Here is a 24,168-nt window from a genome sequence, read left to right on the forward strand (position 1 = left end):
CAGTGCAGGCGGTGTCGTCGCGGTCGGCAAGGGCGTCTGGATCTAGCCCGACGACGATGGGCGTCAGGCTCGTTGAAACGGGCGCTTCAGCTTCACTGTCCGCTCCGCCTCGTGATACCAGCCTTCGTTCTTGTACTCGTTGGTATGCATGTAGCACTGAAGCCGAACCTCATCGCTGCCTTCCTTGAAGGTCAGCAATCGGCTGTGAGGGCGGGCGTGCTCTTGAACAAAGTAGCGGGTGAGTGGGCAGACGTTCATGAACGTCGTGCCCCACTTCGTTTCTATCTTCGACTTGTTGCCCGTCGTGTCATCGGGCTTTGCATGCGTATGACCTCCCAGCCACAGATCGACGCAGCCGGGGTTCTCGGCGAGGACTCGCTCGAACGATCCGGAATCGGGCTTTCCCCCCACCCAATAGAGATACGACGCACCGTTGGGCGTCCCGCGCTCGTAAGATCCGTGGTAATTCATTACCCAGCGGCCATCGGCGTCCTTGCGCATGCCTTCCCACTCGCCGCTGGCGACAGTGGTGTCTTTCAGAACATAGTGATGCGCGGTGACGATGATCTTGTCCTGATTAGACGCGACCTGGTCCACCCACCAGTCGAACGTCTCCTGTCGCACGACGCCGCCCGGATTCCCTCCCAGATCTCCGCGTCCTTCGCTGCGTGAGTCTTCGTTCACGTCGCTCATCATCAGGAACAGCACGTTACCGACCTGGATCGATCCATTTGCGAAACCAATACCCATCGGGTTCGTTCAAGCCATTGCGGTCGTGGTTCCCACACAGGCTGTAGATCGACTCTCGCGCGTGCTTCTGCATCACGGAGAACTGCCGAACGACTTCCTGCCCCTCGGCATCGGTCGGCAATCCGACTTCCCCGCTGTAGTCCCCGACGTTTATTCCGATGTCCCAATCGAATGCGGGGCCGCCATCCTTTCCGCCGAACTCCGACTGACGGATCGGGTCGGCCAGGCTTTCACGCCCGCCTTTCAAATCGGCGGCGACGTGTGCGTCGCCCATTGCCCACACCTTGAATTCCTGCCCGCCGCTCATCGGTGTTTCCCTCATCGAAGCGGCCGCGAAGGCCCCCGCGGCCGCCAACCCAGCCCCGGCAGCCAAGCCGCCGAGGACCTTGCGTCGCGAAAGACTCCCGCGGGGGTCGTCGCCCCCCGCGGCTGGTTCGGACTGGTCATCGGGGGGTTCGGTCATGGATTCCCTCCCTATGTCGCATGTGCCGCAGACATGTCCCTGGATTCCCAGCAAAGGAAACCTGACAGCACCGTAGATGCCGAAACCGGCTTACCGCTGTGTTTTGAACTCGGATGAAATTCACGAGGAGGAGTTGGGCAATGTGGTCTAGCCGGCCGGGCGGGCCTAGCCGTCGGCGTGCGCGTCCGGACGGCTGCGTCGCCGCCGGCGCAACAACCACCAAGCTCCCGCGGCCAGTGCGATCACGACGATCAGCACCAGCGCTGGTACCAGGATGGCGATGAAACTCAGGCTCATGCTGGTGAGGTCCTCCAGCGTGCTCAGCACCGGGGCCGCGACGCCGCCGGTGGCCATGTTGGCCGCTGGACGCACGGCCGTCTTGGTCAGATGCACCACCAGTGCGGTCACCACTCCGACGACCACCGGAACCCATTGACCGCTGCTGGCGAATTCGCCGGGGTCGGAGACCGCCGCGGTCTGGGCGGCGGTTCCGGACCCGAACACGATGCCGCCGGAGGTGGGTCGCACCAAGGTCTGCACGGTGTCGTTGACCGAGTCCAGGGCCGGGATCTTGTCGGCGACGATCTCCACGATCAGCAACGCCGCGACGATGCCCAGCACCCAACCGTTCTCCAACCAGGACCATCCGGTCGGCAGGTTGATGACGTTGGTGAACCTGCCCATCAGGCCCATCAGCAGCATGGGGATGTAGGCGTTCAGGCCCGCGGCGGTGGCCAGGCCGAATCCGGTCATCAGTTCCATCAGTCGCACACCGCGATCAGCATGCCGTCGCCCAGTGGCACCAGCACGGGGGTGAATCGGTCATCGTCGGCGATCAGCCGGGCCGCCTCGCGTACGGAGGTGACGTCGCCGTCGTGGGCGTTGGGGTCGCCGGCCCGGCCGTCGAGGGCGGCATGGTGCACGCAGATCACCCCGCCCGGGCGAAGCAGTCGCGCCCCCTCAGCGACGAAATGAGCCTGATCGCCCGGTGCCGCGTCGATGAACACGAGGTCGTAGGACGCATCCGCCAATCGGGTGAGCACCTCCTGGGCCCGGCCGCCGATCAGCCGGGTCCGGCCCGGGCCGATGCCGGCTTCGCTGAATGCCTGCTTGGCCAGCCGCTGATGCTCCGGTTCGGTGTCGATCGTCGTCAGCACGCCGTCTTCGCGCATACCGGATAGTAGCCAGAGGCCGCTGACGCCGGCACCGGTGCCTACTTCGACGATCGCCTTACCGCCCGAGAGTCGTGCCAGCAGGCCCAGCAATGCGCCGGCGGCCGGCGTCACTGCCCCGGCGCCGGAGTCGACAGCCCGCTCGCGGGCCGCGGCGACAATTGAATCTTCGGAGATCGAACCCTCAGCGTGGTGGAGGATCCGGTCGGCGCGACTGGGCGCCGGCTCGTCTGCCCAAAGTGTCGGCGCATCATCCGTCGTGGACATTTCAGCAGCGTAGATCAACAGTGGCCTGAAGCGGGTCAACGCGCCCGGTGCTGCCCGGAGAATCCGCCGCGCCGATGAGTCAATCTAAGGAAATTGCTCATAAATGAGCTAATTGTGACGTTGTGCCTGTTCGAGGGCACTAGGGGGCGTGTTTCTCAGGCAACATTTAATTAGCTCACATAGCTTGCATACCGGGATGCGGAATGCTCATCCGCATGGAAAGCCGTATTGGCTGGGCGGGGAATAGCTCCTTTACGGAGGGCGTTGGGACTGGTGACGCGGCTGTCGGCATCTGGCCGTCCGCTCATGATCTCCAGGAGGATCCGACGACCACCACACTGACGGAGCCGGTCGCAATGTCGCACGTCGGAAGCAACGACGATGCGGGCTGGGTCGAGCCGTCCGACGAACTGCAGGGCACTGCGGTGTTCGACGCCACCGGGGACCGGTCGGCAATGCCGTCGTGGGATGAACTGGTGCGCCAGCACGCCGACCGGGTCTACCGACTGGCTTACCGGCTGTCGGGCAACCAGCATGACGCCGAGGACCTGACCCAGGAAACTTTCATTCGGGTGTTCCGCTCCGTGCAGAACTACCAACCCGGAACGTTCGAGGGCTGGCTGCACCGCATCACCACGAACCTGTTCCTCGACATGGTCCGCCGTCGGACCCGCATCCGGATGGAGGCGCTGCCCGAGGACTACGAACGGGTTCCCGCGGGCGAACCCAACCCGGAGCAGATCTATCACGACTCCCGTCTGGGCGCCGACCTGCAGGCCGCGCTCGATTCGCTACCGCCCGAGTTCCGCGCCGCGGTGGTCCTGTGCGACATCGAAGGCCTCTCGTACGAGGAGATCGGCGCCACGCTCGGCGTCAAGCTCGGCACGGTGCGCAGCCGTATCCACCGCGGCCGCCAGGCTCTGCGTGACTACCTCGCCGCGCACGGTCGTACCGCGTCCGCCCCAGCCTGATCCTGACCAGCTCGCCCGCAAACCCCGTCATGCCATGTCATTACGTTCTCTTCGCGCTACATTCGACTTAGGCGCCGTCGCACGATTCGACCGTGGTGCCGTGCGGCTGGGTCCAGGCCCAGCGAAGTTGCAGGACAGCGGGAGAGGAGCGCCGGCGATGGTCGACCCCGGGCACGTTTTTCGCCGCGCGTTGTCCTGGTTGCCCGCGAACTTCGTCGCCGTCGATGAAACAGCGCTCAACGCCCCCCGGGAGTTCAGCTCCACCGACCACCTCTCCATCGAGGCGGTGGCGGCCTACGTCGACGGAGAACTACCGATGAAGGCCCACCTGCGGGCCGGCAGTCATCTCTCGCTGTGCCCGCAGTGCGCCGCCGAGGTCGACGCGCAGGGCCAGGCCCGCGCCGCGTTGCGCGAGTGCCGACCGGTGACGATGCCGAGCACCCTCATGGGCCTGTTGTCCCAGATCCCGCAGTCCACGCCCGACGAGCCCGCGCCCCCCGCCGACGACGAATTCGGCGGCCCGAACGGGACCGGCACGAGTCGCGGCCGGCGTAAGCGCCGGTAGGGTGAAGGCCAACACCGGGCAGCGCACGCCCTGGCTCGCTGCAGAGCGTTCGGAAGAGGTTGATTTGAGTTCCGATAAGGACACATCGGGCGGCGCCCACCGGCTGGCCCCACGCCCCGTCTCCCGTCCCCCGGTCGACCCGGCGGCAGTCCGCGCATTCGGGCGGCCCAACGGGGTCGACGGTTCGTTCGTTGCCGAGGAACTGCGCCCGGCCAGCTTCCGGCGCGGTGACGACTTCGCCCCCAGCGCCCGACCGCCGGATCCGGTGCTGCAGGAGGCGTTCAGCCGCCCGTTCCCGGGTGGCGAATCCCTACAGCGCCATCCGGCCGATGCCGGGGCTCTGGACGGGGAGAACCTCGATGCCGAGGAACCTGACGACCCCTGGCGCGACCCCGCCGCCGGAGTGGCCCTGGGCACCCCGGCACTGGAGCGGCCGGCCCCTGTCGTGGTGGGTCCGCCGCCCGGCAAGCTCGGCGTGCGTGACGTCCTCTTCGGCGGCCGCGTGTCCTACGTTGCCCTTGCAGTGCTGGGCATCACCGCCCTGATGCTCGGCCTGGTCGGCGGCTGGGTCGGGCGCACGACCGCCGAGGTGGTCGAGGCGTTCACCGCCTCGAAGGTGACGTTGTCGACCTCGGACACCGGAGATCTTCCCCCCGGCCGTTTCGCACAGGTCGCCGCCTCGGTGGCCGATTCGGTGGTCACCATCGAGGCCGAGAGCGACGAGTCGGGCTCACAGGGCTCCGGTGTCGTCGTCGACGGCCGCGGTTACGTCGTGACCAACAACCACGTCATCTCCGAAGCCGCCGCCACTCCCGGCAAGTTCAAGCTGACGGTGGTCTTCAACGACGGCAAGGAGGTGCCGGCCAACCTTGTCGGCCGGGACCCCAAAACCGACCTGGCCGTGCTGAAGGTCGACAACGTCGACAACCTCACCGTGGGCCGTCTCGGTGACTCCGACAAGTTGAAGGTCGGTGAGGAGGTCGTCGCCGTCGGCGCCCCGCTCGGGCTGCGCAGCACCGTCACCCACGGCATCATCAGCGCACTGAACCGGCCCGTGCCGCTGTCCGGCGAGGGCTCGGACACCGACACCGTCATCGACGGTGTACAGACCGACGCCTCGATCAACCACGGCAACTCCGGTGGCCCGCTGATCAACATGAACTCCGAAGTCATCGGCATCAACACCGCTGGAAAGTCTTTGTCGGACAGCGCAAGTGGTCTCGGTTTCGCGATTCCGGTCAACGAGGTCAAGGCGACGGTCGAGTCCCTGATCAAGGACGGCAAGATCGCCCACCCGACGCTGGGGCTGACCGCCTCCTCGGTCAGCAATGATTTGGCGCAGGGTGCCCAGGTGCGCAACGTCACCGCCGGCGGACCGGCCGACAAAGCCGGTATCAAGGAGAACGACGTGGTGGTCAAGGTCGGCGACCGCGTGGTGGCCGATGCCGATGAGTTCGTCGTCGCCGTGCGACAGTTGGCCATCGGTCAGGACGCCCCGATCGAGGTGATCCGGGAGGGCCGCAAGGTCATGCTGACGGTCAATCCGGCGCCGGACAAGGCGTCAGGCAGCTAACCGCCGATGTTCTCCAATGTCGGGTGGGGCGAGATGCTGCTGCTGGTCATCGTCGGCTTGGTGGTGCTCGGGCCGGAACGGCTACCCGAAGCCATCCGCTGGACCAGCTCGACCCTCAAGCAGGCGCGCAACTACCTCAGCGGCGCCACCCGCGAGTTGCGCGAGGAGTTCGGGTCGGAGTTCGAGGATCTGCGCGAGCCGCTCGGCGAGCTGCAGAAGCTGCGCGGCATGAGTCCCAAAACGGCGATCACCAAACACCTGCTCGACGGCGACGATTCTTTCTTAACAGGTGATTTCGACAAGCCCGTCGTCAAACCGCAGAGCGCGCCGCCGCCGCCACCGACGGTGGCTGGGCCAGCGCCGTTCGACGCCGACGCGACCTGAGTTCGCAGGCCCGAAGACTTACCGTCCGGCTGGGTCCAGCCCCAGCGACATGCCCGCCAATCCGCGCCGGCGAGACGCCAGTTTGTCGGCGACGTTGCGCAGTTCGATCGCCGCCGCCGAATCGGGCGCTGATAACACCAGCGGCACGCCGGAATCCCCGGCTGTCACCAACGCCGGGTCCAGCGGGATCTGACCGAGCAGTGGGACGTCGGCGCCCACCGCCCGAGTCAGGCTTTCGGCCACCTGGCGACCACCGCCCGCACCGAAGATCTCCATGACCGACCCGTCGGGCATCTGCAATCCGGACATGTTCTCCACCACGCCGACGATGCGCTGACGGGTCTGCAGCGCGATTGCCCCAGCCCGTTCGGCCACCTCGGCGGCTGCGCTCTGCGGGGTGGTGACCACCAGGATCTCCGCGCTCGGCAGTAATTGGGCCACCGAGATCGCCACGTCACCGGTGCCCGGCGGCAGATCGAGCAGCAGCACGTCGAGATCGCCCCAGTAGACGTCGGCCAGGAACTGCTGCAACGCCCGGTGCAGCATCGGGCCGCGCCACACCACCGGGACATTGCCCTGGGTGAACTGGGCGATCGAGATGACCTTCACGTCATGGGCGACGGGCGGAAGGATCATCGACTCGACTTGGGTGGGACGGTCGGTGGTGCCCATCATCCGAGGCACCGAGTGGCCGTAGATGTCGGCGTCGAGCAGGCCGACGTTGAGTCCGCGTTCGGCCAGCGCTGCGGCGAGATTGACTGTGACACTGGACTTTCCGACGCCGCCCTTACCGGAGGCGACCGCGTAGACGCGGGTGAGCGAGCCGGGCTGGGCGAACGGGATCACCGGCTCGCCTGAGAGTCCCTGGTCCCCGCGCAATTGCTTGCGCAACTCGGTGCGTTGTTCGTCGCTCATCACATCGAGGTCGACGGTCACCGCGCCGGTACCCGGGACGTCGGCCACCGCGGCGCTGACCCGGTCGGTGATCTCGGCCTTCTTGGGGCAGGCGGAGGTGGTCAGGTAAATGCCGACGTGGACGGCGCCGTCCGGCGCCGCCGTGACGCTCTTGACCATGTTGAGTTCGGTGATCGGCCGGCGAAGTTCGGGGTCGATGACCTTGGCGAGGGCGGCGCGGACAGCTTGCTCCAGTTCGGTGCTCATTGCAGCCGAGTCTAGGGGGTCGGGTCGCCTGTCGACTGCCGGGGCAACTAGGCGGTGGGGCCCGGAGGCGCGCCGAGGATCGGCGGCACGGGGCCCGGTCCGGGCGGCGGCGCGGGCAGCGGGCCGGGTGCCGGAGCCGGTCCGGGCGGCGGCGGAGGCAGCATCCAGGGCAGGGGCGGCGCAGCCGGCGGGGCCGGCACTTCGGCGGCCGGTGCGGGGGGCATGCCCGGCAGTGGTGCACCCGGGGCCGGCGGCATGCCGGGCAGCGGTGCGGCCGGGCCCGGGGGCATGCCGGGCAGCGGAGCGCCCGGTGCCGGGGGCATGCCGGGCAGCGGGGCTTGCGGTGCCGGGCCGGGCAGCGGGGCACCGGCCGGTGCCGGACCAGGCAGCGGCGCGCCGGGGGCGGGCGGCAGACCGGGCAGTGGGGCGCCGGGCAACGGAGCCATCCACGGCGGGGGAGTCGGGGCCATCCACGGCGGCGGTGCCAGCCACGGCGGCAGATTCGGGTTGAGGGCCTGCGATGGCGCCAACTGCGAGGCCATGCAGATCACTTCACAACCGTGCTGGGGCGCCACGCCGGCCTCCGGGCCGGGACCGGGAAGCATCATCTGACCGGCCTGGGTGGTGTTGCTCAGCGCGAGCTGCGCCAGCGACTCGCCGTCGGGCAGACCCGTCATACCGGGCCCGAGCCCGCCGGGCTTGTCCATATGCGTATCGCCCAGCGCCGGCACCGGGCCGCTGATGGCCGGCAGGTTCACCGGGGCCACGCCGGTGGCGTAGGCGGCGGCCCAGCCGAGCACATTCTCGGCGTAGGCCATCGAGTTGTTGTAGCGCAGGATCGCCGTCAGGACCTGGGCCTGGTTGCGCAGGTTGAGGCCGTCGTTGCACAGGTAGCGGGCAGCGGAGAGGGAGGCGTCGAAGAGGTTCTGCGGGTCGGCCTTGCCGTCGCCGTCGCCGTCGGAGGCGAACCGCGACCAGGTCCCGGGCAGGAACTGCATCGGCCCCATCGCGCGGGCGTACACCGGACGTCCGCCGACATTGCTCTGCACGATGACTTCGTTGCCGGGCAGGCTTCCGTCCAGGACGGGGCCGTAGATCGGGCGTACCGCGGTGCCCCGGTCATCGGTAGCCCCGCCGTTGGCGTGCGAGGACTCGATGCGGCCGATGCCGGCGAGCAGGTTCCAGCTCACCCCGCAGCCGGGAGCTGCGGCGGCCATGGTCTGCTCGGCTTTGCGGTAGGCCGACAGCGCCATCGCCGGAATCCGCAGACCACCGGCTACGCCGACGAGAGGGCCGGAGCCCACCACGGCGGCCGGCGGCGGCTGCGACAACATGTTGCCCGCGAACCGGAAGTCCTCCGGCGGTTTGACCATCGCCACCACGGCGACGCCGTCGGTGCGGGCCGGTTCGGCGGTCGCCTGTGCGGCCGGTTCGGTGCCGTTAGGTGAAGCACTCGGGCGCTGGGGGGTCGCGGCGACGGCACCGGCCAAAACCACAGGCGTCAACACGACAATGCCGAATGCGGGAGCCCGCATGACCCGGCCGACCCGGTGTCCTATCCCCACTCGCCCGTCCTCACCATCTCGTGAACCACGTCACCATACATAAGGTAACGACGGCGGCGGAACGCAATGCCCGCAGTCGTTATGGCTTGCTTTGTTCATCGGCCCTGAATCCGATCGGCCCTGAATCCATCGGCCCTGAATCCATCGGCCCTGGATCGAGCAACGGACAACCTGCCGTCACTCGCCGCCTCTTTTTCCGCGTCGTGTTCCGCTGTCACCCGTACCGCCGCCGCCGTTGTCGCCGGCCGATGGAGCGGGAGGCTGCGGCGGATTGTCGGCCTGAGTCCGGCCGCCCTGGCGGCCGCCGCCGTCGCCCGTGTAGGGCGACTGAGCGGTCAGTTGCGGCTCGATGTAGGTCTCGGTCGGCTCGGCGCGGTGCCGGTCCCATTGCGCAGCAACCGGGGGCGGAACCTCGACGTCGGCGGTCGGTACAGCTGCGGGCCCGGTCACACCGGCGGGCGGCTCTACCCACGGCGCGGGTTCCGGTGGTGGGGAGATCCACGGCGGCGGGCTGTTCACCAGTTCCGGGCCGGGGCCGGGCAGCATTTGTACGGCCTGGGTGCTGGTGCCCAGCACCAGCGGTGTTTGCGGTTCGCCCCGAGTGCGGGTTCGCTGCTGCGGTGGGAGGACCGGGACTGAGCCGTGGATCGGGGGCAGATTGATCGGGACGCTTCCGGTGGCGTACGCCGCCGCCCAGCCCAGCACGTTCTTGGCGAAGGCCAGCGAGTTGTTGTAGCGCAGCAGGGCAGTGAGTAGCTGCGCATGGTTGTGAAAGTTCAGCCCACTGCTACAGAGGTGCCGAGCGGTCGCCAGGGTGGCGTCGAACGGGTTGTGGGGATCGGACTTTCCATCGCCATCGCCGTCGGAGGCGAATCTCGACCAAGTGGCAGAGGGAACCTTCTTGGGTCCGGTCGCCTTGGCGTACACCGACCGCACCGCGACGGGGTCGGTGGGCGTGGACTCGATACGGCCGATACCGGCCAGCAGGTGCCAACTCAGCCCGCAGCCTGGAGCGGCGGCGGCCATGGTCCGTTCAGCCTTGCGGTAGGCCGCCAGTGTCCTAGGCGGAATCCGCATGCCGATGCCGGGTCCGTCCAGCCGGCTCGCAACAGCAGCCGGCGGAGGCGCGGCCGAGGGCGTGGCGGCAACGGGTGCGGAGACCGGCAGCCGGTCCGGGGACGCCGCCACGGCACTGGTCAGCAGGATCGGCGTCAGGACCGCGATTCCGAACGCAGGCACCCGCAACGCCTGGCTGATGCGGCGTGTTCTCACTAGTGCAGCCCCCGCTGTCTTCACCGCTAGCCGGTTGCCCTGGTGAACCAGGTCAATGTACCTATCCGACTGCGGCTGGTGAAGCTCACTCGCCGGTGTACTCGGGATCGCGCTTCTTGTTCCGGCGGTCGCCGTTGCCCCTCTTGCCCGACGAATGCCTGCCGGACTGCCGCTTCTCGATCAGTTCGCAGACTTCGTCCAGTTCGCGGCGCAGGTAGTCGCGGGTAGCCACCTCTCCGACAGCAAGTCGCAGCGCGGCCAGTTCGCGGGCCAGGAACTCGGTGTCCGCCTTGGTCTGCTCGGCGCGTCGGCGGTCTTCCTCGAGGGCGACTTTGTCGCGGTTCTCCTGCCGGTTCTGCGCCAGAAGGATGAGCGGGGCGGCGTAGGCGGCCTGGGTGGAGAAGGCCAGGTTCAGCAGGATGAACGGGTACGGATCCCAGCGCAGTCGCACCGCGAAGAGGTTGAGGGTGATCCAGACGATCACGAGGATGGTCTGCCACATTAGGTAGCGGCCGGTGCCGAGGAAACGAGCCACCGATTCGCTGACCCGGCCCACCATCTCCGGGTCGAAGTGCAGCCGCCGCCGCGTAGACAGCGGGGTGTCGAGGCGTTGACGGGGGTCGTTCACGTCGGGCCCCCGGGCGCCGGGCCGGCGCCGGCTTCCTCGAAGCTCTCCCGCCAGTCATCGGGCAGCAGGTGATCGAGCACGTCGTCGACGGTCACCGCGCCCAGCAGATGGCCTTCGTCGTCGAGTACCGGGCCGCAGACCAGGTTGTAGGCGGCGAAGTAGCGCGTCACCGAACCCAGCGTGGTGTCCGGGTCCAGGCTCGGCAGACCCTGGTCGATGATGCCGCTGACCAGGTTGGCCGGAGGTTCGCGCAGCAGGGCCTGCATGTGTACGCAGCCCAGATAGCGGCCGGTCGGGGTGGCGGTCGGGGGACGCACCACGAACACCAGCGACGCCAGTGCCGGTGTGAGGTCGGGGTCGCGGACCCGCGCCAGCGCCTCGGCCACCGTGGTGTCCGGGGCCAGCACCACCGGATCCGACGTCATCAGACCGCCGGCGGTGTCGGGGGAGTGACTCAGCAGGCGGCGCACCGGTTCGGAGTCCTCCGGGTCCATCCGCCGCAGCAGCGCCTCGGCCTCGGTTGGGTTGAGCACACCCAGCAGGTCGGCGGCGTCGTCGGGCTCCATCGCCTCCAGCACGTCGGCGGCCCGCTCGCTGTCCAGCTGGCGCAGCAGCTCGGTCTGGTCGTCCTCGGAGAGTTCCTGCAGGATGTCGGCCAGCCGCTCGTCGTCGAGGGCGTTGATCAGCTCGGTGCGTCGTTTGGCCGGCAGATCCCGCAGTGCGTCGGCCACCGCGATCGGGCGCTGCCCCTCGAACTGGTGCAGCAGCTGCGCAACGCCCTGGCCCGGCATCGCCAGTGCGGATGGGGTGAGTCCGGTGACGTTCTGCCAGTCGACGACGACGACCGCGCCGCGCCGCCCCAGCCGCCGGTGACCCCGGACCGCCACCCGGGTGACCACCCAGTCGCGGGTGCGGGTCTGCTCGATGCCCAGGTCGACCACCACCACATCGATGCCGGCGAGTTGTTCCTGCTCGGGGTCGGTGACCCGGACGCGGGTATCGAGGACCTGCCCGAGCACCAGCACCTCGCCAGGGCGCTGGGAGAACCGGCGCAGCGACACGTTTCCGGTGGTCAGGGTCACCGCATCCGGCTCGATCGCGGTGACGCGCAGGATCGGAACGAAGATCCTGCGTCGGGTCGGCAGTTCGACGACCAGTCCCAGGACCCGCGGTTGCTGACGCACGATGCTGATGCTGACCACAAGGTCACGCACCCGCCCGACGGATTCACCGTCGGGTCCGAGCACGACCATCCCGGCCAGGCGCGCCGCGTATACCCTGTTCACCGACGCCATGAATACAAAGGGTAGGAGTCTTCGGGTGGACGTTTCTACCCGCCCGGCCGATCGGCCCGGATATCGACCCCGCCGGACATGTCTCTCGGTCCCGGGCAGCAACCCGAAGATGATCGAGAAGGCCAAAGGGTTGGCGGCCGACGAAGTATTCCTCGATCTCGAGGATGCCGTGGCGCCAGACGCAAAAGCTGCCGCCCGCACCCGGGTGGCAGCGGCCCTGTCCGGTCCCGGTTGGTCGGGCCAGCTGCGCGGTGTGCGGGTCAACGACTGGACCACCCCGTGGACGCACGCCGACGTCATCGAGGTGGTGGCGGTTGCGGGGGCGCACCTAGACGTCATCGTTCTGCCCAAGGTCACCGACGCCACTCATGTGCACGCGCTGGACTTGTTGCTCACCCAGTTGGAGCGGGCCCACGGGCTTGCGATCGGCCGGATCGGCATCGACGCCCAGATCGAGGACGCCCGCGGCCTGACGAACGTCGGCGCGATCGCCGCCGCTCCGCGGGTGCAGGCCCTGGTCCTCGGACCGGCCGACTTGATGGCCAACCTGAACATGCGCACGCTGGTCGTCGGCGAGCAGCCCGAAGGCTATGACGTCGGCGACGCCTACCACCACATTCTGATGACGATCCTGGTGGCCGCGCGGGCACACGGCGTCGCCGCGGTCGACGGTCCCTACCTGAAGGTGCGCGATGTCGAGGCGTTCCGCCGGGTCGCCGCCCGGGCCGCGGCGTTGGGCTACGACGGCAAGTGGGTTCTTCATCCCGACCAGATCGCGGCGGGCAACGAGATCTTCAGCCCGCGGCAGGCGGAGTACGACCACGCCGAACTGATCCTGGAGGCCTACGACTGGCACACCTCGGCGGCCGGCGGCTCCCGCGGCGCGGTGATGCTGGGCGAGGAGATGATCGACGAGGCCAGCCGCAAGATGGCGCTGGTGGTGGCCGCCAAGGGGCGCGCGGCCGGGATGACCCGAACCGGGGGGCCGTTCGTTCCGCCGGCCGGCTGAGCGCCGGGCTAGAAGCCGTTGCCGGCGACCGTGAGCAGCACTAGGTAGACCAGCAGCGAGGCGACGCCGAGCACGATGCCGGCGATGGCCAGTCCCTGGCCCTCCTGGTGGGTCCGTTTGATCTGGCTGATCGCCACCACGCCGAGCACGATCCCCACTGCCGAACTCACCACGCAGAACAGGCTCACCACCGACGCGATGAGGGACAGGATCGCCAGCGTGTTGGTGCCCGGCAGATCGCGCGGATGCCCGGCCCGGTAGTCGTAGCCGGCATACCCGGCCATCGGCGGGTAGCCCGGTGGCGGCGGCGGCAGATAGGAACCCGGGGGCGGCCCGTATCCGCCGGAGGGCGCAAACCCCGGCTGTTCGGGGGCGGGGTACGCCGGTGGTCCGTACGCCGGATAGCTCTGCGGTGGCGGTACCCCGAAACCGCCGTACGCCGGCGGCGGCTCGACGGGTCCGGGTTCGACGGGGAAAGGCTGGTAGCCGCCAGCCTGTGGGGGAGGTCCGCCGCCGTTCGGCGGGGTTTCCCCGGGGTCGCCGCTGGCGGCTGTCATGCTGTCAACTTAGCTTATGTCGATCGGCGTAGGCCGCTGTCCGAACGAAGGAGAACCACGTATGACCAGTCCCTTTCCGCCATCGCAGAACCCGGGCGGGATTCCGGGCGGCGCCGCGGGAGCGTCGAGGCGCGGCCCGCTGGGCCTGCCGACGCCGCCGAAAGGATGGCCGGTCGGCTCTTATCCCACCTACGCCGAGGCGCAGAAGGCCATCGACTACCTGTCCGATTCTGACAACCAGTTCCCGGTCCAGCACATGACCATCGTGGGTGTGGACCTCATGCAGGTCGAGCGGGTGACCGGCCGCCTCTCCTGGGGGAAGGTGCTCATCGGCGGTGTGCTCAGTGGCGCCTGGTTGGGCGTCTTCATCGGCCTGCTTCTGGGCATCCTGACCAATAATCTGGGCCAGAGCCTGATCGCGGCGATCCCCGCCGGCATCATGTTCGGCTTGATCACATCGGCGATTCCGTACGCCATGTCCAAGGGCACAAGGGATTTCAGTTCGACCATGCAGCTGGTGGCCGGACGGTACGACGTCCTGTGCGACCCGCAGAGCGCCGAGCGGGCGCGGGACATGCTGTCGCGCTTGGCGATCTAGCGGCGGCGACGGTCCGCAGGCCCGTCTAGAGTAGCCGCGGACCGGACGAGGAAAGGGGGATGGTTGTGGGGAGCGTCGGCATGCGTGCCCGGCGGGCGACCGCCGCCGGGCTGGCCGCGCTGAGCATCGGTGTCTCAGGCTGTTCCGGGGCTCTGGACAGCGACACGGTCACCCTCTACACCCCGGCCAGTGAGACCGCGACGTTCACTGCGGTGGCCAAGCGCTGCAACGAGGAGCTGGGCGGCAGGTTCCGCATCCAGCAGTTCAGCCTGCCCAAGGGGGCCGACGACCAGCGGCTGCAACTGGCCCGCCGGATCACCGGCAACGACCACTCGCTGGACATCATGGCGATGGACGTGGTGTGGACGGCGGAGTTCGCCGAAGCCGGGTGGGCGCTGCCACTGTCCGACGACCCGGCTGGCAAGGCTGAGGCGGACGCCACCACCGACACCCTGCCCGGCCCGCTGGCGACGGCCAGGTGGCAGGGCAAGCTGTTCGCCGCGCCGGTCACCACCAACACCCAGATGCTGTGGTACCGGCCCGATTTGGTGGCGCCACCACCGGCCACCTGGGATCAGATGATCAGCGAGGCCACCCGTCTGCACGCCGAGGGCAAGCCGAGCTGGATCGCGGTTCAGGCCAAGCAGTACGAGGGCCTGGTGGTGTGGTTCAACTCCCTGCTGGAAAGTGCCGGCGGCCGGGTGCTGTCCGAGGACGGCAAGACCGTCACCCTGGTCGACACCCCCGAACACCGTGCCGCCACGGTCAAAGCGCTGCAGATCATCAAGTCGGTGGCCACCGCGCCGGGCGCGGATCCGTCGGTCACCCAGACCGACGAGGGCACCGCCCGGCTGGCCCTGGAACAGGGCAATGCCGCTCTGGAAGTCAACTGGCCGTTCGTGTTCGCCTCCATGCTGGAGAACGCCACCAAGGGCGGGGTGCCGTTCCTGCCGCTCAACGAGAAGCCCGAATTGGCCGGCGCCATCAACGAGGCCGGTACCTTCTCTCCTACCGACGAGCAGTTCCAGGTCGCCTTTGACGCCAGCAAGCAGGTGTTCGCCTTCGCGCCGTATCCCGGCGTGACGCCCGGCTCCCCGGCGCGGGTGACCCTCGGCGGCCTCAACTTGGCTGTGGCCTCGACCACCCGGCATCCGGCCGAGGCGTTCGAGGCGGTGCGCTGTATCCGCAGTGAGAGCAACCAGCGCTACACCTCGATCGAGGGCGGTCTTCCCGCGGTCCGGGCTTCGCTCTACTCCGATCCGGCATTCCAGAAGAAGTATCCGCAGTACGCGATCATCCGCGACCAGCTGACCAACGCCGCGGTGCGGCCGCCGACGCCGAACTACCAGGCGATGTCGATGCGGATCTCGGCCACCCTGGCGCCGATCACCCAGATCGACCCGGAGCGCACCGCCGACGAACTGGCGGCGCAGGTTCAGAAGGCCATCGACGGCAAGGGGCTGATCCCATGACCGATCTGGGGACCACCCGCTCGGTGCTGACCGGCGATCGTCAGGCACAGCGCAGGCTGGCCTATCTGCTGATCGCTCCGGCGGTGTTCTTGATGCTGGCCGTCACCGCGTACCCGATCGTCTACGCGGTCTGGCTCAGCCTGCACCGCTACAACCTGGCCAGCCCGGGGGACACCGCATTCATCGGATTCGCCAACTATCAGACCATCCTGAGCGACAAGTATTGGTGGACAGCGTTTTTCATCACCCTGATCATCACGGTGATCTCGGTGGCGATCGAATTCGTCGTCGGGCTCGCCCTGGCGCTGGTGATGCACCGGACCATCTTCGGCAAGGGCCTGGTGCGCACCGCGATCCTCATTCCCTACGGCATCGTGACCGTCGCGGCGTCCTATAGCTGGTACTACGCTTGGACGCCGGGCACCGGCTACCTGGCTAACCTGCTTCCCGACGGCACCGCCCCACTGACCCAACAGATTCCGTCTCTGGCGGTGATCATCCTCGCCGAGGTCTGGAAGACCACACCATTCATGGCGCTGCTGCTGCTGGCCGGGCTGGCCCTGGTGCCCGACGATCTACTCAAGGCCGCCGAGGTCGACGGCGCCGGCGCCTGGACCCGGCTGACCCGGGTGACGCTGCCGTTGATGAAGCCGGCCATCCTGGTCGCACTGTTGTTCCGCACGCTCGACGCGTTCCGGATCTTCGACAACATCTACGTGCTGACCGGTGGGGCCAACGACACCGCATCGGTGTCGATCCTGGGCTACGACAACCTGTTCAAGGCCTTCAACATCGGGCTCGGCTCGGCGATCAGCGTGCTGGTATTCCTGGCGGTGGCCGCCATCGCGGTCATCTACATCAAGCTCTTCGGCGCCTCGGCCCCGGGCGCCAGCGACGAGGTGCGTTGAGATGCGAACTGACGGACGCAGAGTCACCGGCTGGGCGGTGATCAACACCCTGGTGGTGATCTACGCCCTGCTGCCGGTGCTGTGGATTCTGAGCCTGTCGCTCAAGCCCACCTCGACGGTCAAGGACGGCAAGCTGATTCCGTCGTCGATCACCCTGGACAACTACAAGGGCATCTTCTCGGGCGACGCGTTCAGCTCCGCGCTCATCAACTCGATCGGCATCGGGTTGATCACCACCGTGATCGCGGTGGTGATCGGTGGCATGGCGGCGTATGCGGTGGCCCGGCTGGATTTCCGCGGTAAGCGCGCGCTCATCGGCGCCGCACTACTGATCGCCATGTTCCCGCAGATCTCGCTGGTGACACCGCTTTTCAACATCGAACGACGGATCGGCCTGTTCGACACCTGGCCGGGTCTGATCATTCCCTACATCACCTTCGCGCTGCCGCTGGCGATCTACACGCTGTCGGCGTTCTTCCGGGAGATCCCCTGGGATCTGGAGAAGGCCGCCAAGATGGACGGTGCCACCCCGGCACAGGCCTTCCGCCGGGTGATCGCCCCGCTGGCGGCTCCGGGCATCGTGACGGCCGCCATCCTGGTGTTCATCTTCGCCTGGAACGACCTGCTGCTGGCCCTGTCGCTGACGGCGACGAAGGCCGCCATCACCGCGCCCGTCGCGATCGCGAACTTCACCGGCAGTTCGCAATTCGAGGAGCCGACGGGATCCATCGCCGCCGGCGCAATGGTGATCACCATCCCGATCATCATCTTCGTCCTGATCTTCCAACGTCGGATTGTCGCCGGGCTGACCTCCGGCGCGGTGAAGGGGTAGCGGGCTTATGGCCGAGATCGTGCTGGACGGCGTGACCAAGCGTTACCCCGACGGCGCCACGCCGGTGAATGACCTGTCGCTGACCATCCACGACGGCGAGTTCGTCATCCTCGTCGGGCCGTCCGGATGCGGAAAATCCACCACGCTGAACATGATTGCCGGACTGGAGGACATCACCTCCGGAGAGTTGCGCATCGGCGGTCAGCGGGTCAACGAGAAGACCCCGCGCGACCGCGACATCGCCATGGTGTTCCAGTCCTATGCCCTCTATCCGCATATGACGGTGCGCCAGAACATCGCCTTTCCGTTGACACTGGCGAAAATGGCCAAGTCCGACATCGACGCCAAGGTTGCCGAGACCGCCAAGGTCCTCGACCTGACCGCTCTGCTCGACCGCAAGCCGTCGCAGCTTTCCGGCGGTCAGCGTCAGCGGGTTGCGATGGGCCGGGCCATCGTGCGCAACCCCAAGGCATTCCTGATGGACGAGCCGCTGAGCAACCTCGACGCGAAGCTGCGGGTGCAGATGCGCGCCGAGATCGCCCGGCTGCAGAACCGGCTGGGCACCACCACCGTCTACGTCACCCATGACCAGACCGAGGCGATGACCCTGGCCGACCGCGTGGTGGTGCTCCGTGCCGGCGAGGCTCAGCAGATCGGTACCCCCGACGAGTTGTACAACGCACCGGCCAACCTGTTCGTCGCGGGTTTCATCGGGTCACCGTCGATGAACTTCTTCCCGGCGACCCCCACCGAGAACGGGCTGCGCCTGCCGTTCGGCGCTGTGACCCTGCAGACCATCGACAGCCGTGCGCTGCCCGAGCGCATTATCGTCGGCGCGCGGCCCGAACACTTCGAGGACGCCTCTCTGCTGGAGCCCCACGAACGGGGCCGTTCATTGACATTCGGTGTGACCGCGGACCTCGTCGAGTCGTTGGGCTCGGACAAGTATGTCTACTTCTCCACCGGCGGCGCGGGGGTGCATTCGGAGCATCTTTCGGATGCGGAGTCCGGCGCTGGCGGGAACCGTTACGTGGCAAGGGTTTCAGCAGACTCCAACGCCGCCACCGGCCAGACCGTCGAACTGGCGCTCGACACCAGCAGGTTGGCGGTGTTCGACGCCGACACCGGGGTGAACCTCACCGCACCGCGACAGTGAGTGATCCGCTGGCGGCGGTGACCGAGCACCTGCGCGCCCACTTCGCAGCGCTGGGAATCGATTCCGCGCCCGACGTCGCCAGCGTTACCTTCCTCGGCGTGGAACGCATGGACGTCCTGCGCTTCGGGTCCGACCCCCGCCCCGGGCTGGCAGACGTGTTTCACCATGTCTCGCTGGGCTGTTCGCGCTATCCGATGGCCGATCCGTCCGCGCCGGTGTCCGATCCGCTGCGCGGGCCGCGGGCAGAGGTGGTGCTTAGTCTGCGGTCAAGCACCCCGATGCCCGGACTAGCCCGCAGCCTCGCGGTGGTAGCGGCCACTCCGGCGGTCGAGGGTGTCGTGCTGGGTCCCGATGCACTGGTCGACCTGTCCGGACCGCTGTGGGGCGGGGCTCCGTTCACCGCTGTGCTGCTGGGGAATTCCGATATCCCCGATCTCGCCCTGTCGCCGCCGAAAGACCCGGTGACGTTTCTGTCCGCGGTGCCGATCACCCAGAACGAGGGAGCCTGGATCCGCCTCAAGGGTGCCGAGGCGATGCGCCAGGCCTGGGCCGACGACGGCGTCGACGTGCTCGACCCGTTGCGCCGGGCATCGCCTGCGCCTGGCTCGGCGTGAGCTGTTACAACCAGTGGTTGCGGCGGAACGTCCGGTACAGGAAGAAGCAGATCGTCACCATCACCAGCACCGCCGCGGGATAGCCGTACGCCCAGCCGAGTTCGGGCATGTGCTCGAAGTTCATGCCATAGATGCCGGCGATCGCCGTCGGCCCGGCCGCCATGGCGGCCCACGCCGAGATCTTGCGCATGTCCTGGTTCTGCTGCATGCCCACTTTGGCTGAGGCAGCCTGCACCAGCGAGGACAGCATCTCGTCGTATTCGGCGATCTGCTCGGCCGCGACGATCTGGTGGTCCAGCACGTCGCGCATCTGACGGCGGAGTTCCTTGGTCAACAGGTCGGTGTTGTCCTTGATGACCCACTCCAGGTCGTCGGTGAGCGGGGAGACCGCGCGTCTCAGTTCGACGACCTCACGCTTGAGCAGATAGATCGGCTCGATCTCGGTCTTGCCGGTGGGCGAGAAGGTGTTCTCCTCGATGGCGTCGACGTCGCTCTCCATCGCCGCGGTGACTGACCGATAAGTGTCGACGATGTGGTCGGTGATCGCGTGCATCACGCCGTACGGCCCGAGTATCAGCGACTTGCGCTCATGCTCGAGCCTTTGCCTGATCGCGGCCAGCCCGGTGTGCTCGCCGTGGCGGACGGTGATGACGAACTCCGGACCGACGAACACCATGATCTCGCCGGTCTCGACGATTTCGCGGGCCCGTTCCACCGACTCGTGCGGGACGTAGGTGACGGTCTTGACTACCAGGAAGAGGTCGTCGTCGTAACGCTCCGCCTTGGGCCGCTGATGGGCGTGGACGGCGTCCTCCACGGCCAGCGGATGCAGGTTGTACACCTCGCCCACCGACAGCATCTGCTGCTCGTCCGGCTCGTGCAGGCCGATCCAGACGAACGCCTCCACCTCGGCCGCGCGCAATTCGCGCACCTTGTCCAGGGCCTCGACGTGGTTGAACTCGCCCGGCACCCGCTCACCGGCCGCGTAGACGCCGCAATCCACCACTGCCTTCGACACCGGCGCCGGCTTATGTCGGACCTCGACGTCGTTGGCCCGCGGCCAGTTGATTCCCAGCAGTGCCGGCGGCCGCGGGCGGAATGACGCCATGGTCGGGGGTCGTGGGCGAAACGACGCCATGATCACACCTCCCTCGACACCACTTCGTGGGCAAATGCTACGCGCCGGTCCGTCCCACCGGGGGCCGACGGCATGGAGAAGGTCCGGCGGTCGAGTACCCTAGCGCCGTGTCTGAAACGGTGTCTGCCCCCAACCTCGTCCTCGATGACGAGGAGATTTTCGCCGCCCATCACGGCGGCAAACTGTCGGTTGAGTTGAAGACGCCGCTCGACACCCAGCGTGCCCTCTCCATCGCCTACACCCCCGGGGTGGCTCAGGTCAGCCGGGCCATCGCCGCTGACAACACGCTGGCCGCCCGCTACACCTGGGCCAACCGGCTGGTCGCCGTGGTCAGCGACGGCAGCGCGGTGCTCGGCCTCGGCGACATCGGCCCGGCCGCCTCGCTGCCCGTGATGGAGGGCAAAGCCGCCCTGTTCAAGACGTTCGGCGGCCTGAACTCCATTCCGATCGTGCTGGCCACCAAGGATCCCGACGAGATCATCGAGACGCTGGTCCGACTGCGCCCGACATTCGGTGCGGTCAACCTGGAGGACATCTCCGCGCCGCGCTGCTTCGAGATCGAGCGCCGGGCGATCGAAGCCCTGGACTGCCCGGTCATGCATGACGACCAGCACGGCACCGCGATCGTCGTGCTGGCCGCGCTGATGGGCGCCACGGCGGTTCTGGACCGCAAGATCAGTTCGCTGAAGATGGTCATCACCGGCGTCGGCGCCGCTGGGGTGGCGTGCGCCAACATCCTGCTGCAGGCGGGTCTTCGCGACCTGACGATGGTCGACTCGAAGGGCATCGTGCACAGCGGGCGTGATGACCTCAACTCGGTCAAGGCCGAACTGGCTTCGCGGACCAACCCGGAGGGCCGCAACGGGGGTGTCGCCGAAGCGCTCAAGGGCGCCGACGTGTTCCTCGGCCTGTCGGCGGGCAAGGTGCCCGAGGAGATCATCGCGACGATGGCGCCCAACGGCATCGTGTTCGCCTGCTCCAATCCGGATCCCGAGATCCACCCCGAGGTGGCCAAGCGGCACGCCGCGATCGTCGCTACCGGGCGCAGTGATTTCCCGAACCAGATCAACAATGTGCTGGCCTTCCCGGGTGTGTTCCGCGGGGCGCTGGACGCCGGCGCCCGCCGGATCACCGAGAAGATGAAAGTCGCTGCCGCCGAGGCGATTTTCTCCGTCGTGGGCGACGATCTCGCGGCCGATCACATCGTGCCCAGCCCCTTGGATCCGCGGGTGGGCCCGGCGGTGGCCGCTGCGGTGGCCGCGGCTGCCGAGGTCTGAGCCCAGGGGAATGAGGCGCGCGGCCGTTCGCCTGCTGCTGTCTCTGCTGGCGGTGCTGGCAGTCGGCTGCGGTGGCCCGGGCCCGGGCCCATCGCTGGCCGTTGGGGCCTCGTCGGACCCGGTGAACCGGCTGCTGGCCAACGTCTACGCCGCCGGACTGCGCTACTACGGAACCGCCGCCGAGGTGGCGGTTTCCGACGACCCGTTGGCGGCATTGGACGCCGGAAAGGTCAGTGTCGCAGCCGGTTTCACGGGGCGGCTGTTGCAGCGATTCAACCCCGGATCGACCGCCCGCAGCGCCGAGCAGGTGTACCGCGCCATGGTCGGCTCGCTGCCCGAGGGGGTGGCCGCCGGGGACTATGCCGTGGCTGCCGAGGACAAGGCCGCCTTGGCGGTCACCGAGGCGACGGCGACCGCGTGGGACAGCCGCGACCTCGCCACGCTGGTGCAACGGTGTTCGCAGATCACCGTCGGCGCGCCGACCGGAGCCGGCCCGCCCGCCCAGGTGGGGGACTGCGTGCTGCGGAAGCCCCGCGAGTTCGGCACGCCCGCAGTGCTTTTCGACGCTCTCAAAGCCGGACTGGTCACCGCCGCTTGGACCACGACCGCGCAGACCGGGCTACCCGGCGGCGTCGTCGTGCTGGTCGACCGCAAACCGACCCTGATCCCGGCGCAGAACGTCGTGGCGCTCTACCGGCGCAACGAACTGGGGCAGATGCAGTTGCGGGCGATCAACGAGATCGCCGGGGTGCTCGACACCGCGTCGCTGGTGGAGATGCGCAGCCGGGTGCAGTCCGGCGCGGACCCGCGGTCAGTGGCGCAGGAGTGGCTGGCGGCAAACCCGCTGGGGCGCTGAGGCTTTCACCTGGTCGGTGGCATAGTGCGACGGGTCAGTGCCACCACCCCACGCTGGTAGCGGGAGCCGGTCAATCTGACCAGCACGTCGATCACCTTCGCGTCGATGCCGACCAGTACCCGGGCCTTGTTCTTGGCCACACCGTCGAGAATGACCTTCGCGGCTTTTTCCGGGGTGGTCATGGTCAGCTTCTTGTCGAAAATTTCGGCGAGGGAGGCTTGGTCGAGGCCCTCGGAGGCGGTGGCGTTGCGGGCGATCGCGGTCTTGATGCCGCCCGGGTGGACGGTGGTCACCTTCACCGGATGCCGGGCGACTTCCATCTCCATCCGCAGCGCCTCGGTGAAGCCCCGCACGGCGAACTTCGCCGAGTTGTAGGCGGCCTGTGCCGGCACCGCATGGATACCGAAGAGACTGGAGATGTTGATGACATGGCCGTCGCCCGAGGCGATCAGGTGCGGCAGGAACGCCTTGGTGCCGTTCACCACGCCCCAGTAGTCGACGTCCATCACCCGCTCGATGTCCTTGAACGGCGTGATCTCGACGTCCCCGGTGTGGGCGATACCGGCGTTGTTGTAGATCTGATTGACCTTGCCGAAGTGATCCTTGACTTCGTCGGCGTAGAGCAGGAAGCGTTCACGCTCGGTCACGTCGAGCCGGTCCGTCTTCACCTTCGCGCCGATCGCGGTCAGCCGTTGCTCGGTGACCCGCAGGCCTTCGGTATCGACATCGCTGATCGCCACCGACGCCCCGGAGCGCGCCAGTTCGACGGCGAGCGCTTGGCCGATACCCGATCCCGCTCCAGTCACCACGGCAACTTTGCCGGCGAATCCCTGCATGAAATGCTCCTATTTGACGGGTGTCGAGATGCTTACGAGCCTAACAGCGGGGATTGGGGTGCGTAACGCCGCGGACTGCCCCTACGATGCCACGATCATGAAGTTCAGCACGATGACCGGTGCGTTGGTTCTGTCCGCGGGTCTGGCGAGTGGGGTGTTCGCCGCACCCGCGCAGGCCGACTCCGCGAGCGCCGTCGAACAGTTCCTCTCGACCCTGGACATCCTCGGTATCTCCGGTATCGACCCGGGCCGCGCGGTGGCCATCGGTGAGTCACTGTGCCCGATGCTCGCGGAGGGCGGTCAGAGCACCGCCGACCTGGCCTCCACCGTGTCCGAGGCCATCGGTCGTCCGCTGGGCCCGGCCACCATGTTCACCGGTGCGGCCATCTCGTTCCTGTGCCCCCGGGCGGTGGAGAACGTCACCAGCGACCTGGCCAACGGAAAGCTGCCGCTGCCGCTGTTCGGCTGAGGTGTAGCGCTTCCCGAGTGTGCGGATTTGGCGCGCCGCGGCGCCGTGTCGGCTGCGAAACCGCACAGTCGGGCTAGCAGCGAACGCCTCGGCTCAGGTCGATGCTCCTCGGCCGTTCGTCTTCGCTGCGCTCAGCCGAACGCCTCGGCTCAGGTCGATGCTCCTCGGCCGTTCGTCTTCGCTGCGCTCAGCCGAACGCCTCGGCTCAGGTCCATGCTCCTCGATGTTCGCGTGCGGCGCTGGCGCGCCTTACGCGAACGCCTCGTCGATGATCTCCTGCTGTTCGACGGCGTGCACCTTCGACGACCCCGACGACGGCGCTGACATCGCCCGCCGCGAGATGCGCTTGATGCCCGTCAGCTTCTCGGGCAGCAGCTCCG

At 67.9% G+C, this 24,168-nt stretch carries 27 protein-coding genes; 14 read left to right on the plus strand and 13 right to left on the minus strand.

Annotated features, from left to right (window positions below; translation table 11 throughout):
• Window positions 1-63: 63 nt before the first annotated feature.
• The 4 genes from ADBZ6I_RS05100 to ADBZ6I_RS05115 all read right to left on the minus strand — a co-directional run bounded on the left by ADBZ6I_RS05100 (window position 64) and on the right by ADBZ6I_RS05115 (window position 2,652).
• A complete protein-coding gene (locus ADBZ6I_RS05100; protein WP_526381514.1) occupies window positions 64-750 on the minus strand; it encodes a hypothetical protein in 687 nt (228 codons plus the stop codon).
• Window positions 710-1,213, minus strand: coding sequence for a twin-arginine translocation signal domain-containing protein (locus ADBZ6I_RS05105; protein WP_526381516.1), 504 nt, complete (start codon window positions 1,211-1,213; stop codon window positions 710-712). The genes ADBZ6I_RS05100 and ADBZ6I_RS05105 overlap by 41 nt, the downstream gene beginning before the upstream one ends.
• Window positions 1,214-1,378: 165 nt before the next feature.
• Window positions 1,379-1,975 (minus strand): DUF4126 family protein, encoded by a 597-nt coding sequence (locus ADBZ6I_RS05110; protein ID WP_526381560.1) that lies wholly within the window; start codon window positions 1,973-1,975, stop codon window positions 1,379-1,381.
• Entirely contained in the window at window positions 1,975-2,652 is a 678-nt protein-coding gene (locus ADBZ6I_RS05115) for an O-methyltransferase (RefSeq protein ID WP_526381518.1), read from the minus strand. The genes ADBZ6I_RS05110 and ADBZ6I_RS05115 overlap by 1 nt, the downstream gene beginning before the upstream one ends.
• A gap of 215 nt (window positions 2,653-2,867) precedes the next feature.
• On the opposite strand from ADBZ6I_RS05115, the gene sigE reads away from it, so the two are divergent.
• The 4 genes from sigE to tatB all read left to right on the plus strand — a co-directional run bounded on the left by sigE (window position 2,868) and on the right by tatB (window position 6,145).
• Entirely contained in the window at window positions 2,868-3,623 is a 756-nt protein-coding gene (gene sigE / locus ADBZ6I_RS05120; RefSeq protein WP_526381520.1) for an RNA polymerase sigma factor SigE, read from the plus strand.
• 157 nt (window positions 3,624-3,780) lie between these two features.
• Window positions 3,781-4,188, plus strand: coding sequence for an anti-sigma E factor RseA (rseA, locus tag ADBZ6I_RS05125; protein WP_526381522.1), 408 nt, complete (start codon window positions 3,781-3,783; stop codon window positions 4,186-4,188).
• A 64-nt stretch (window positions 4,189-4,252) separates the two neighbouring features.
• Window positions 4,253-5,761, plus strand: a complete 1,509-nt coding sequence (gene htrA / locus ADBZ6I_RS05130; protein WP_526381524.1) for a serine protease HtrA — start codon at window positions 4,253-4,255, stop codon at window positions 5,759-5,761.
• A 6-nt stretch (window positions 5,762-5,767) separates the two neighbouring features.
• Complete coding sequence (gene tatB / locus ADBZ6I_RS05135; protein WP_526381526.1) at window positions 5,768-6,145, plus strand: Sec-independent protein translocase protein TatB; 378 nt, start codon at window positions 5,768-5,770, stop codon at window positions 6,143-6,145.
• 18 nt (window positions 6,146-6,163) lie between these two features.
• Here tatB and ADBZ6I_RS05140 read toward each other — a convergent pair whose 3' ends face one another.
• The 5 genes from ADBZ6I_RS05140 to ADBZ6I_RS05160 form a co-directional block, all read right to left on the minus strand.
• A complete protein-coding gene (locus ADBZ6I_RS05140; protein ID WP_526381528.1) occupies window positions 6,164-7,306 on the minus strand; it encodes a P-loop NTPase in 1,143 nt (380 codons plus the stop codon).
• Window positions 7,307-7,353: 47 nt separating this feature from the next.
• Window positions 7,354-8,841, minus strand: a complete 1,488-nt coding sequence (locus ADBZ6I_RS05145) for a lytic transglycosylase domain-containing protein (RefSeq protein ID WP_526381562.1) — start codon at window positions 8,839-8,841, stop codon at window positions 7,354-7,356.
• Between the two features lie 207 nt (window positions 8,842-9,048).
• Window positions 9,049-10,143: a lytic transglycosylase domain-containing protein gene (locus tag ADBZ6I_RS05150; RefSeq protein ID WP_526381530.1), complete on the minus strand. Its 1,095-nt coding sequence runs from the start codon at window positions 10,141-10,143 to the stop codon at window positions 9,049-9,051.
• Window positions 10,144-10,228: 85 nt separating this feature from the next.
• Complete coding sequence (locus ADBZ6I_RS05155; RefSeq protein WP_526381532.1) at window positions 10,229-10,771, minus strand: DUF1003 domain-containing protein; 543 nt, start codon at window positions 10,769-10,771, stop codon at window positions 10,229-10,231.
• Window positions 10,768-12,066 carry a magnesium transporter MgtE N-terminal domain-containing protein gene (locus ADBZ6I_RS05160; RefSeq protein WP_526381534.1) on the minus strand — a complete coding sequence of 433 codons (1,299 nt, stop codon included), beginning with the start codon at window positions 12,064-12,066 and terminating at the stop codon, window positions 10,768-10,770. Before ADBZ6I_RS05160 ends, ADBZ6I_RS05155 begins: the two co-directional genes overlap by 4 nt.
• Before the next feature lie 25 nt (window positions 12,067-12,091).
• Between ADBZ6I_RS05160 and ADBZ6I_RS05165 the strand changes: the two genes are divergently transcribed.
• On the plus strand, window positions 12,092-13,075 hold the full coding sequence (locus ADBZ6I_RS05165; protein ID WP_526381536.1) for an HpcH/HpaI aldolase/citrate lyase family protein: 984 nt from the start codon (window positions 12,092-12,094) through the stop codon (window positions 13,073-13,075).
• A gap of 8 nt (window positions 13,076-13,083) precedes the next feature.
• Here ADBZ6I_RS05165 and ADBZ6I_RS05170 read toward each other — a convergent pair whose 3' ends face one another.
• Complete coding sequence (locus ADBZ6I_RS05170; RefSeq protein ID WP_526381538.1) at window positions 13,084-13,632, minus strand: DUF4190 domain-containing protein; 549 nt, start codon at window positions 13,630-13,632, stop codon at window positions 13,084-13,086.
• A gap of 61 nt (window positions 13,633-13,693) precedes the next feature.
• Here ADBZ6I_RS05170 and ADBZ6I_RS05175 point away from each other — a divergent pair, with 61 nt between their 5' ends.
• From ADBZ6I_RS05175 to ADBZ6I_RS05200, 6 genes are all read left to right on the plus strand, one after another.
• Entirely contained in the window at window positions 13,694-14,230 is a 537-nt protein-coding gene (locus ADBZ6I_RS05175) for a general stress protein (protein ID WP_526381540.1), read from the plus strand.
• Window positions 14,231-14,310: 80 nt separating this feature from the next.
• Window positions 14,311-15,702, plus strand: a complete 1,392-nt coding sequence (locus tag ADBZ6I_RS05180; protein WP_526381564.1) for an ABC transporter substrate-binding protein — start codon at window positions 14,311-14,313, stop codon at window positions 15,700-15,702.
• Window positions 15,699-16,610 (plus strand): carbohydrate ABC transporter permease, encoded by a 912-nt coding sequence (locus ADBZ6I_RS05185; protein ID WP_526381542.1) that lies wholly within the window; start codon window positions 15,699-15,701, stop codon window positions 16,608-16,610. The genes ADBZ6I_RS05180 and ADBZ6I_RS05185 overlap by 4 nt, the downstream gene beginning before the upstream one ends.
• A gap of 1 nt (window position 16,611) precedes the next feature.
• Window positions 16,612-17,442, plus strand: a complete 831-nt coding sequence (locus ADBZ6I_RS05190; protein ID WP_526381544.1) for a carbohydrate ABC transporter permease — start codon at window positions 16,612-16,614, stop codon at window positions 17,440-17,442.
• A gap of 7 nt (window positions 17,443-17,449) precedes the next feature.
• On the plus strand, window positions 17,450-18,598 hold the full coding sequence (locus ADBZ6I_RS05195) for an ABC transporter ATP-binding protein (RefSeq protein ID WP_526381546.1): 1,149 nt from the start codon (window positions 17,450-17,452) through the stop codon (window positions 18,596-18,598).
• Window positions 18,595-19,212: a suppressor of fused domain protein gene (locus tag ADBZ6I_RS05200; protein ID WP_526381548.1), complete on the plus strand. Its 618-nt coding sequence runs from the start codon at window positions 18,595-18,597 to the stop codon at window positions 19,210-19,212. Before ADBZ6I_RS05195 ends, ADBZ6I_RS05200 begins: the two co-directional genes overlap by 4 nt.
• A gap of 4 nt (window positions 19,213-19,216) precedes the next feature.
• Here the strand turns inward: ADBZ6I_RS05200 and corA are convergent, their stop codons facing one another.
• Window positions 19,217-20,320: a magnesium/cobalt transporter CorA gene (corA, locus tag ADBZ6I_RS05205; protein WP_526381550.1), complete on the minus strand. Its 1,104-nt coding sequence runs from the start codon at window positions 20,318-20,320 to the stop codon at window positions 19,217-19,219.
• A 137-nt stretch (window positions 20,321-20,457) separates the two neighbouring features.
• On the opposite strand from corA, the gene ADBZ6I_RS05210 reads away from it, so the two are divergent.
• The gene (locus ADBZ6I_RS05210; protein WP_526381552.1) at window positions 20,458-21,627 is read left to right on the plus strand and encodes an NAD(P)-dependent malic enzyme; all 1,170 of its coding nucleotides are present in this window, start codon (window positions 20,458-20,460) and stop codon (window positions 21,625-21,627) included.
• Window positions 21,628-21,637: 10 nt separating this feature from the next.
• The gene (locus ADBZ6I_RS05215) at window positions 21,638-22,483 is read left to right on the plus strand and encodes a glycine betaine ABC transporter substrate-binding protein (protein WP_526381554.1); all 846 of its coding nucleotides are present in this window, start codon (window positions 21,638-21,640) and stop codon (window positions 22,481-22,483) included.
• Between the two features lie 5 nt (window positions 22,484-22,488).
• Here the strand turns inward: ADBZ6I_RS05215 and ADBZ6I_RS05220 are convergent, their stop codons facing one another.
• Entirely contained in the window at window positions 22,489-23,319 is an 831-nt protein-coding gene (locus ADBZ6I_RS05220; RefSeq protein WP_526381556.1) for an SDR family NAD(P)-dependent oxidoreductase, read from the minus strand.
• Window positions 23,320-23,416: 97 nt separating this feature from the next.
• On the opposite strand from ADBZ6I_RS05220, the gene ADBZ6I_RS05225 reads away from it, so the two are divergent.
• Window positions 23,417-23,788 carry a DUF732 domain-containing protein gene (locus ADBZ6I_RS05225; protein ID WP_526381558.1) on the plus strand — a complete coding sequence of 124 codons (372 nt, stop codon included), beginning with the start codon at window positions 23,417-23,419 and terminating at the stop codon, window positions 23,786-23,788.
• 249 nt (window positions 23,789-24,037) lie between these two features.
• Here the strand turns inward: ADBZ6I_RS05225 and ADBZ6I_RS05230 are convergent.
• A partial coding sequence (locus tag ADBZ6I_RS05230) for a hypothetical protein (protein ID WP_526381566.1) occupies window positions 24,038-24,168 on the minus strand: 131 nt, incomplete at its 5' end.

Source organism: Mycobacterium sp. (assembly GCF_044342925.1).
Taxonomy (GTDB): Bacteria; Actinomycetota; Actinomycetes; order Mycobacteriales; family Mycobacteriaceae; genus Mycobacterium.

What these genes read in the sequence shown, in the direction of transcription:
- ADBZ6I_RS05100 (WP_526381514.1), bottom strand. Translation starts at nt 750, where the DNA reads ATGGGTATTGGTTTCGCAAATGGATCGATCCAGGTCGGTAACGTGCTG.
- ADBZ6I_RS05105 (WP_526381516.1), bottom strand. Translation starts at nt 1,213, where the DNA reads ATGACCGAACCCCCCGATGACCAGTCCGAACCAGCCGCGGGGGGCGAC.
- ADBZ6I_RS05110 (WP_526381560.1), bottom strand. Translation starts at nt 1,975, where the DNA reads ATGGAACTGATGACCGGATTCGGCCTGGCCACCGCCGCGGGCCTGAAC.
- ADBZ6I_RS05115 (WP_526381518.1), bottom strand. Translation starts at nt 2,652, where the DNA reads ATGTCCACGACGGATGATGCGCCGACACTTTGGGCAGACGAGCCGGCG.
- sigE (WP_526381520.1), top strand. Translation starts at nt 2,868, where the DNA reads ATGGAAAGCCGTATTGGCTGGGCGGGGAATAGCTCCTTTACGGAGGGC.
- rseA (WP_526381522.1), top strand. Translation starts at nt 3,781, where the DNA reads ATGGTCGACCCCGGGCACGTTTTTCGCCGCGCGTTGTCCTGGTTGCCC.
- tatB (WP_526381526.1), top strand. Translation starts at nt 5,768, where the DNA reads ATGTTCTCCAATGTCGGGTGGGGCGAGATGCTGCTGCTGGTCATCGTC.
- ADBZ6I_RS05140 (WP_526381528.1), bottom strand. Translation starts at nt 7,306, where the DNA reads ATGAGCACCGAACTGGAGCAAGCTGTCCGCGCCGCCCTCGCCAAGGTC.
- ADBZ6I_RS05145 (WP_526381562.1), bottom strand. Translation starts at nt 8,841, where the DNA reads ATGCGGGCTCCCGCATTCGGCATTGTCGTGTTGACGCCTGTGGTTTTG.
- ADBZ6I_RS05160 (WP_526381534.1), bottom strand. Translation starts at nt 12,066, where the DNA reads ATGGCGTCGGTGAACAGGGTATACGCGGCGCGCCTGGCCGGGATGGTC.
- ADBZ6I_RS05170 (WP_526381538.1), bottom strand. Translation starts at nt 13,632, where the DNA reads ATGACAGCCGCCAGCGGCGACCCCGGGGAAACCCCGCCGAACGGCGGC.
- ADBZ6I_RS05175 (WP_526381540.1), top strand. Translation starts at nt 13,694, where the DNA reads ATGACCAGTCCCTTTCCGCCATCGCAGAACCCGGGCGGGATTCCGGGC.
- ADBZ6I_RS05180 (WP_526381564.1), top strand. Translation starts at nt 14,311, where the DNA reads ATGCGTGCCCGGCGGGCGACCGCCGCCGGGCTGGCCGCGCTGAGCATC.
- ADBZ6I_RS05185 (WP_526381542.1), top strand. Translation starts at nt 15,699, where the DNA reads ATGACCGATCTGGGGACCACCCGCTCGGTGCTGACCGGCGATCGTCAG.
- ADBZ6I_RS05190 (WP_526381544.1), top strand. Translation starts at nt 16,612, where the DNA reads ATGCGAACTGACGGACGCAGAGTCACCGGCTGGGCGGTGATCAACACC.
- ADBZ6I_RS05195 (WP_526381546.1), top strand. Translation starts at nt 17,450, where the DNA reads ATGGCCGAGATCGTGCTGGACGGCGTGACCAAGCGTTACCCCGACGGC.
- corA (WP_526381550.1), bottom strand. Translation starts at nt 20,320, where the DNA reads ATGGCGTCATTCCGCCCGCGGCCGCCGGCACTGCTGGGAATCAACTGG.
- ADBZ6I_RS05215 (WP_526381554.1), top strand. Translation starts at nt 21,638, where the DNA reads ATGAGGCGCGCGGCCGTTCGCCTGCTGCTGTCTCTGCTGGCGGTGCTG.
- ADBZ6I_RS05220 (WP_526381556.1), bottom strand. Translation starts at nt 23,319, where the DNA reads ATGCAGGGATTCGCCGGCAAAGTTGCCGTGGTGACTGGAGCGGGATCG.
- ADBZ6I_RS05225 (WP_526381558.1), top strand. Translation starts at nt 23,417, where the DNA reads ATGAAGTTCAGCACGATGACCGGTGCGTTGGTTCTGTCCGCGGGTCTG.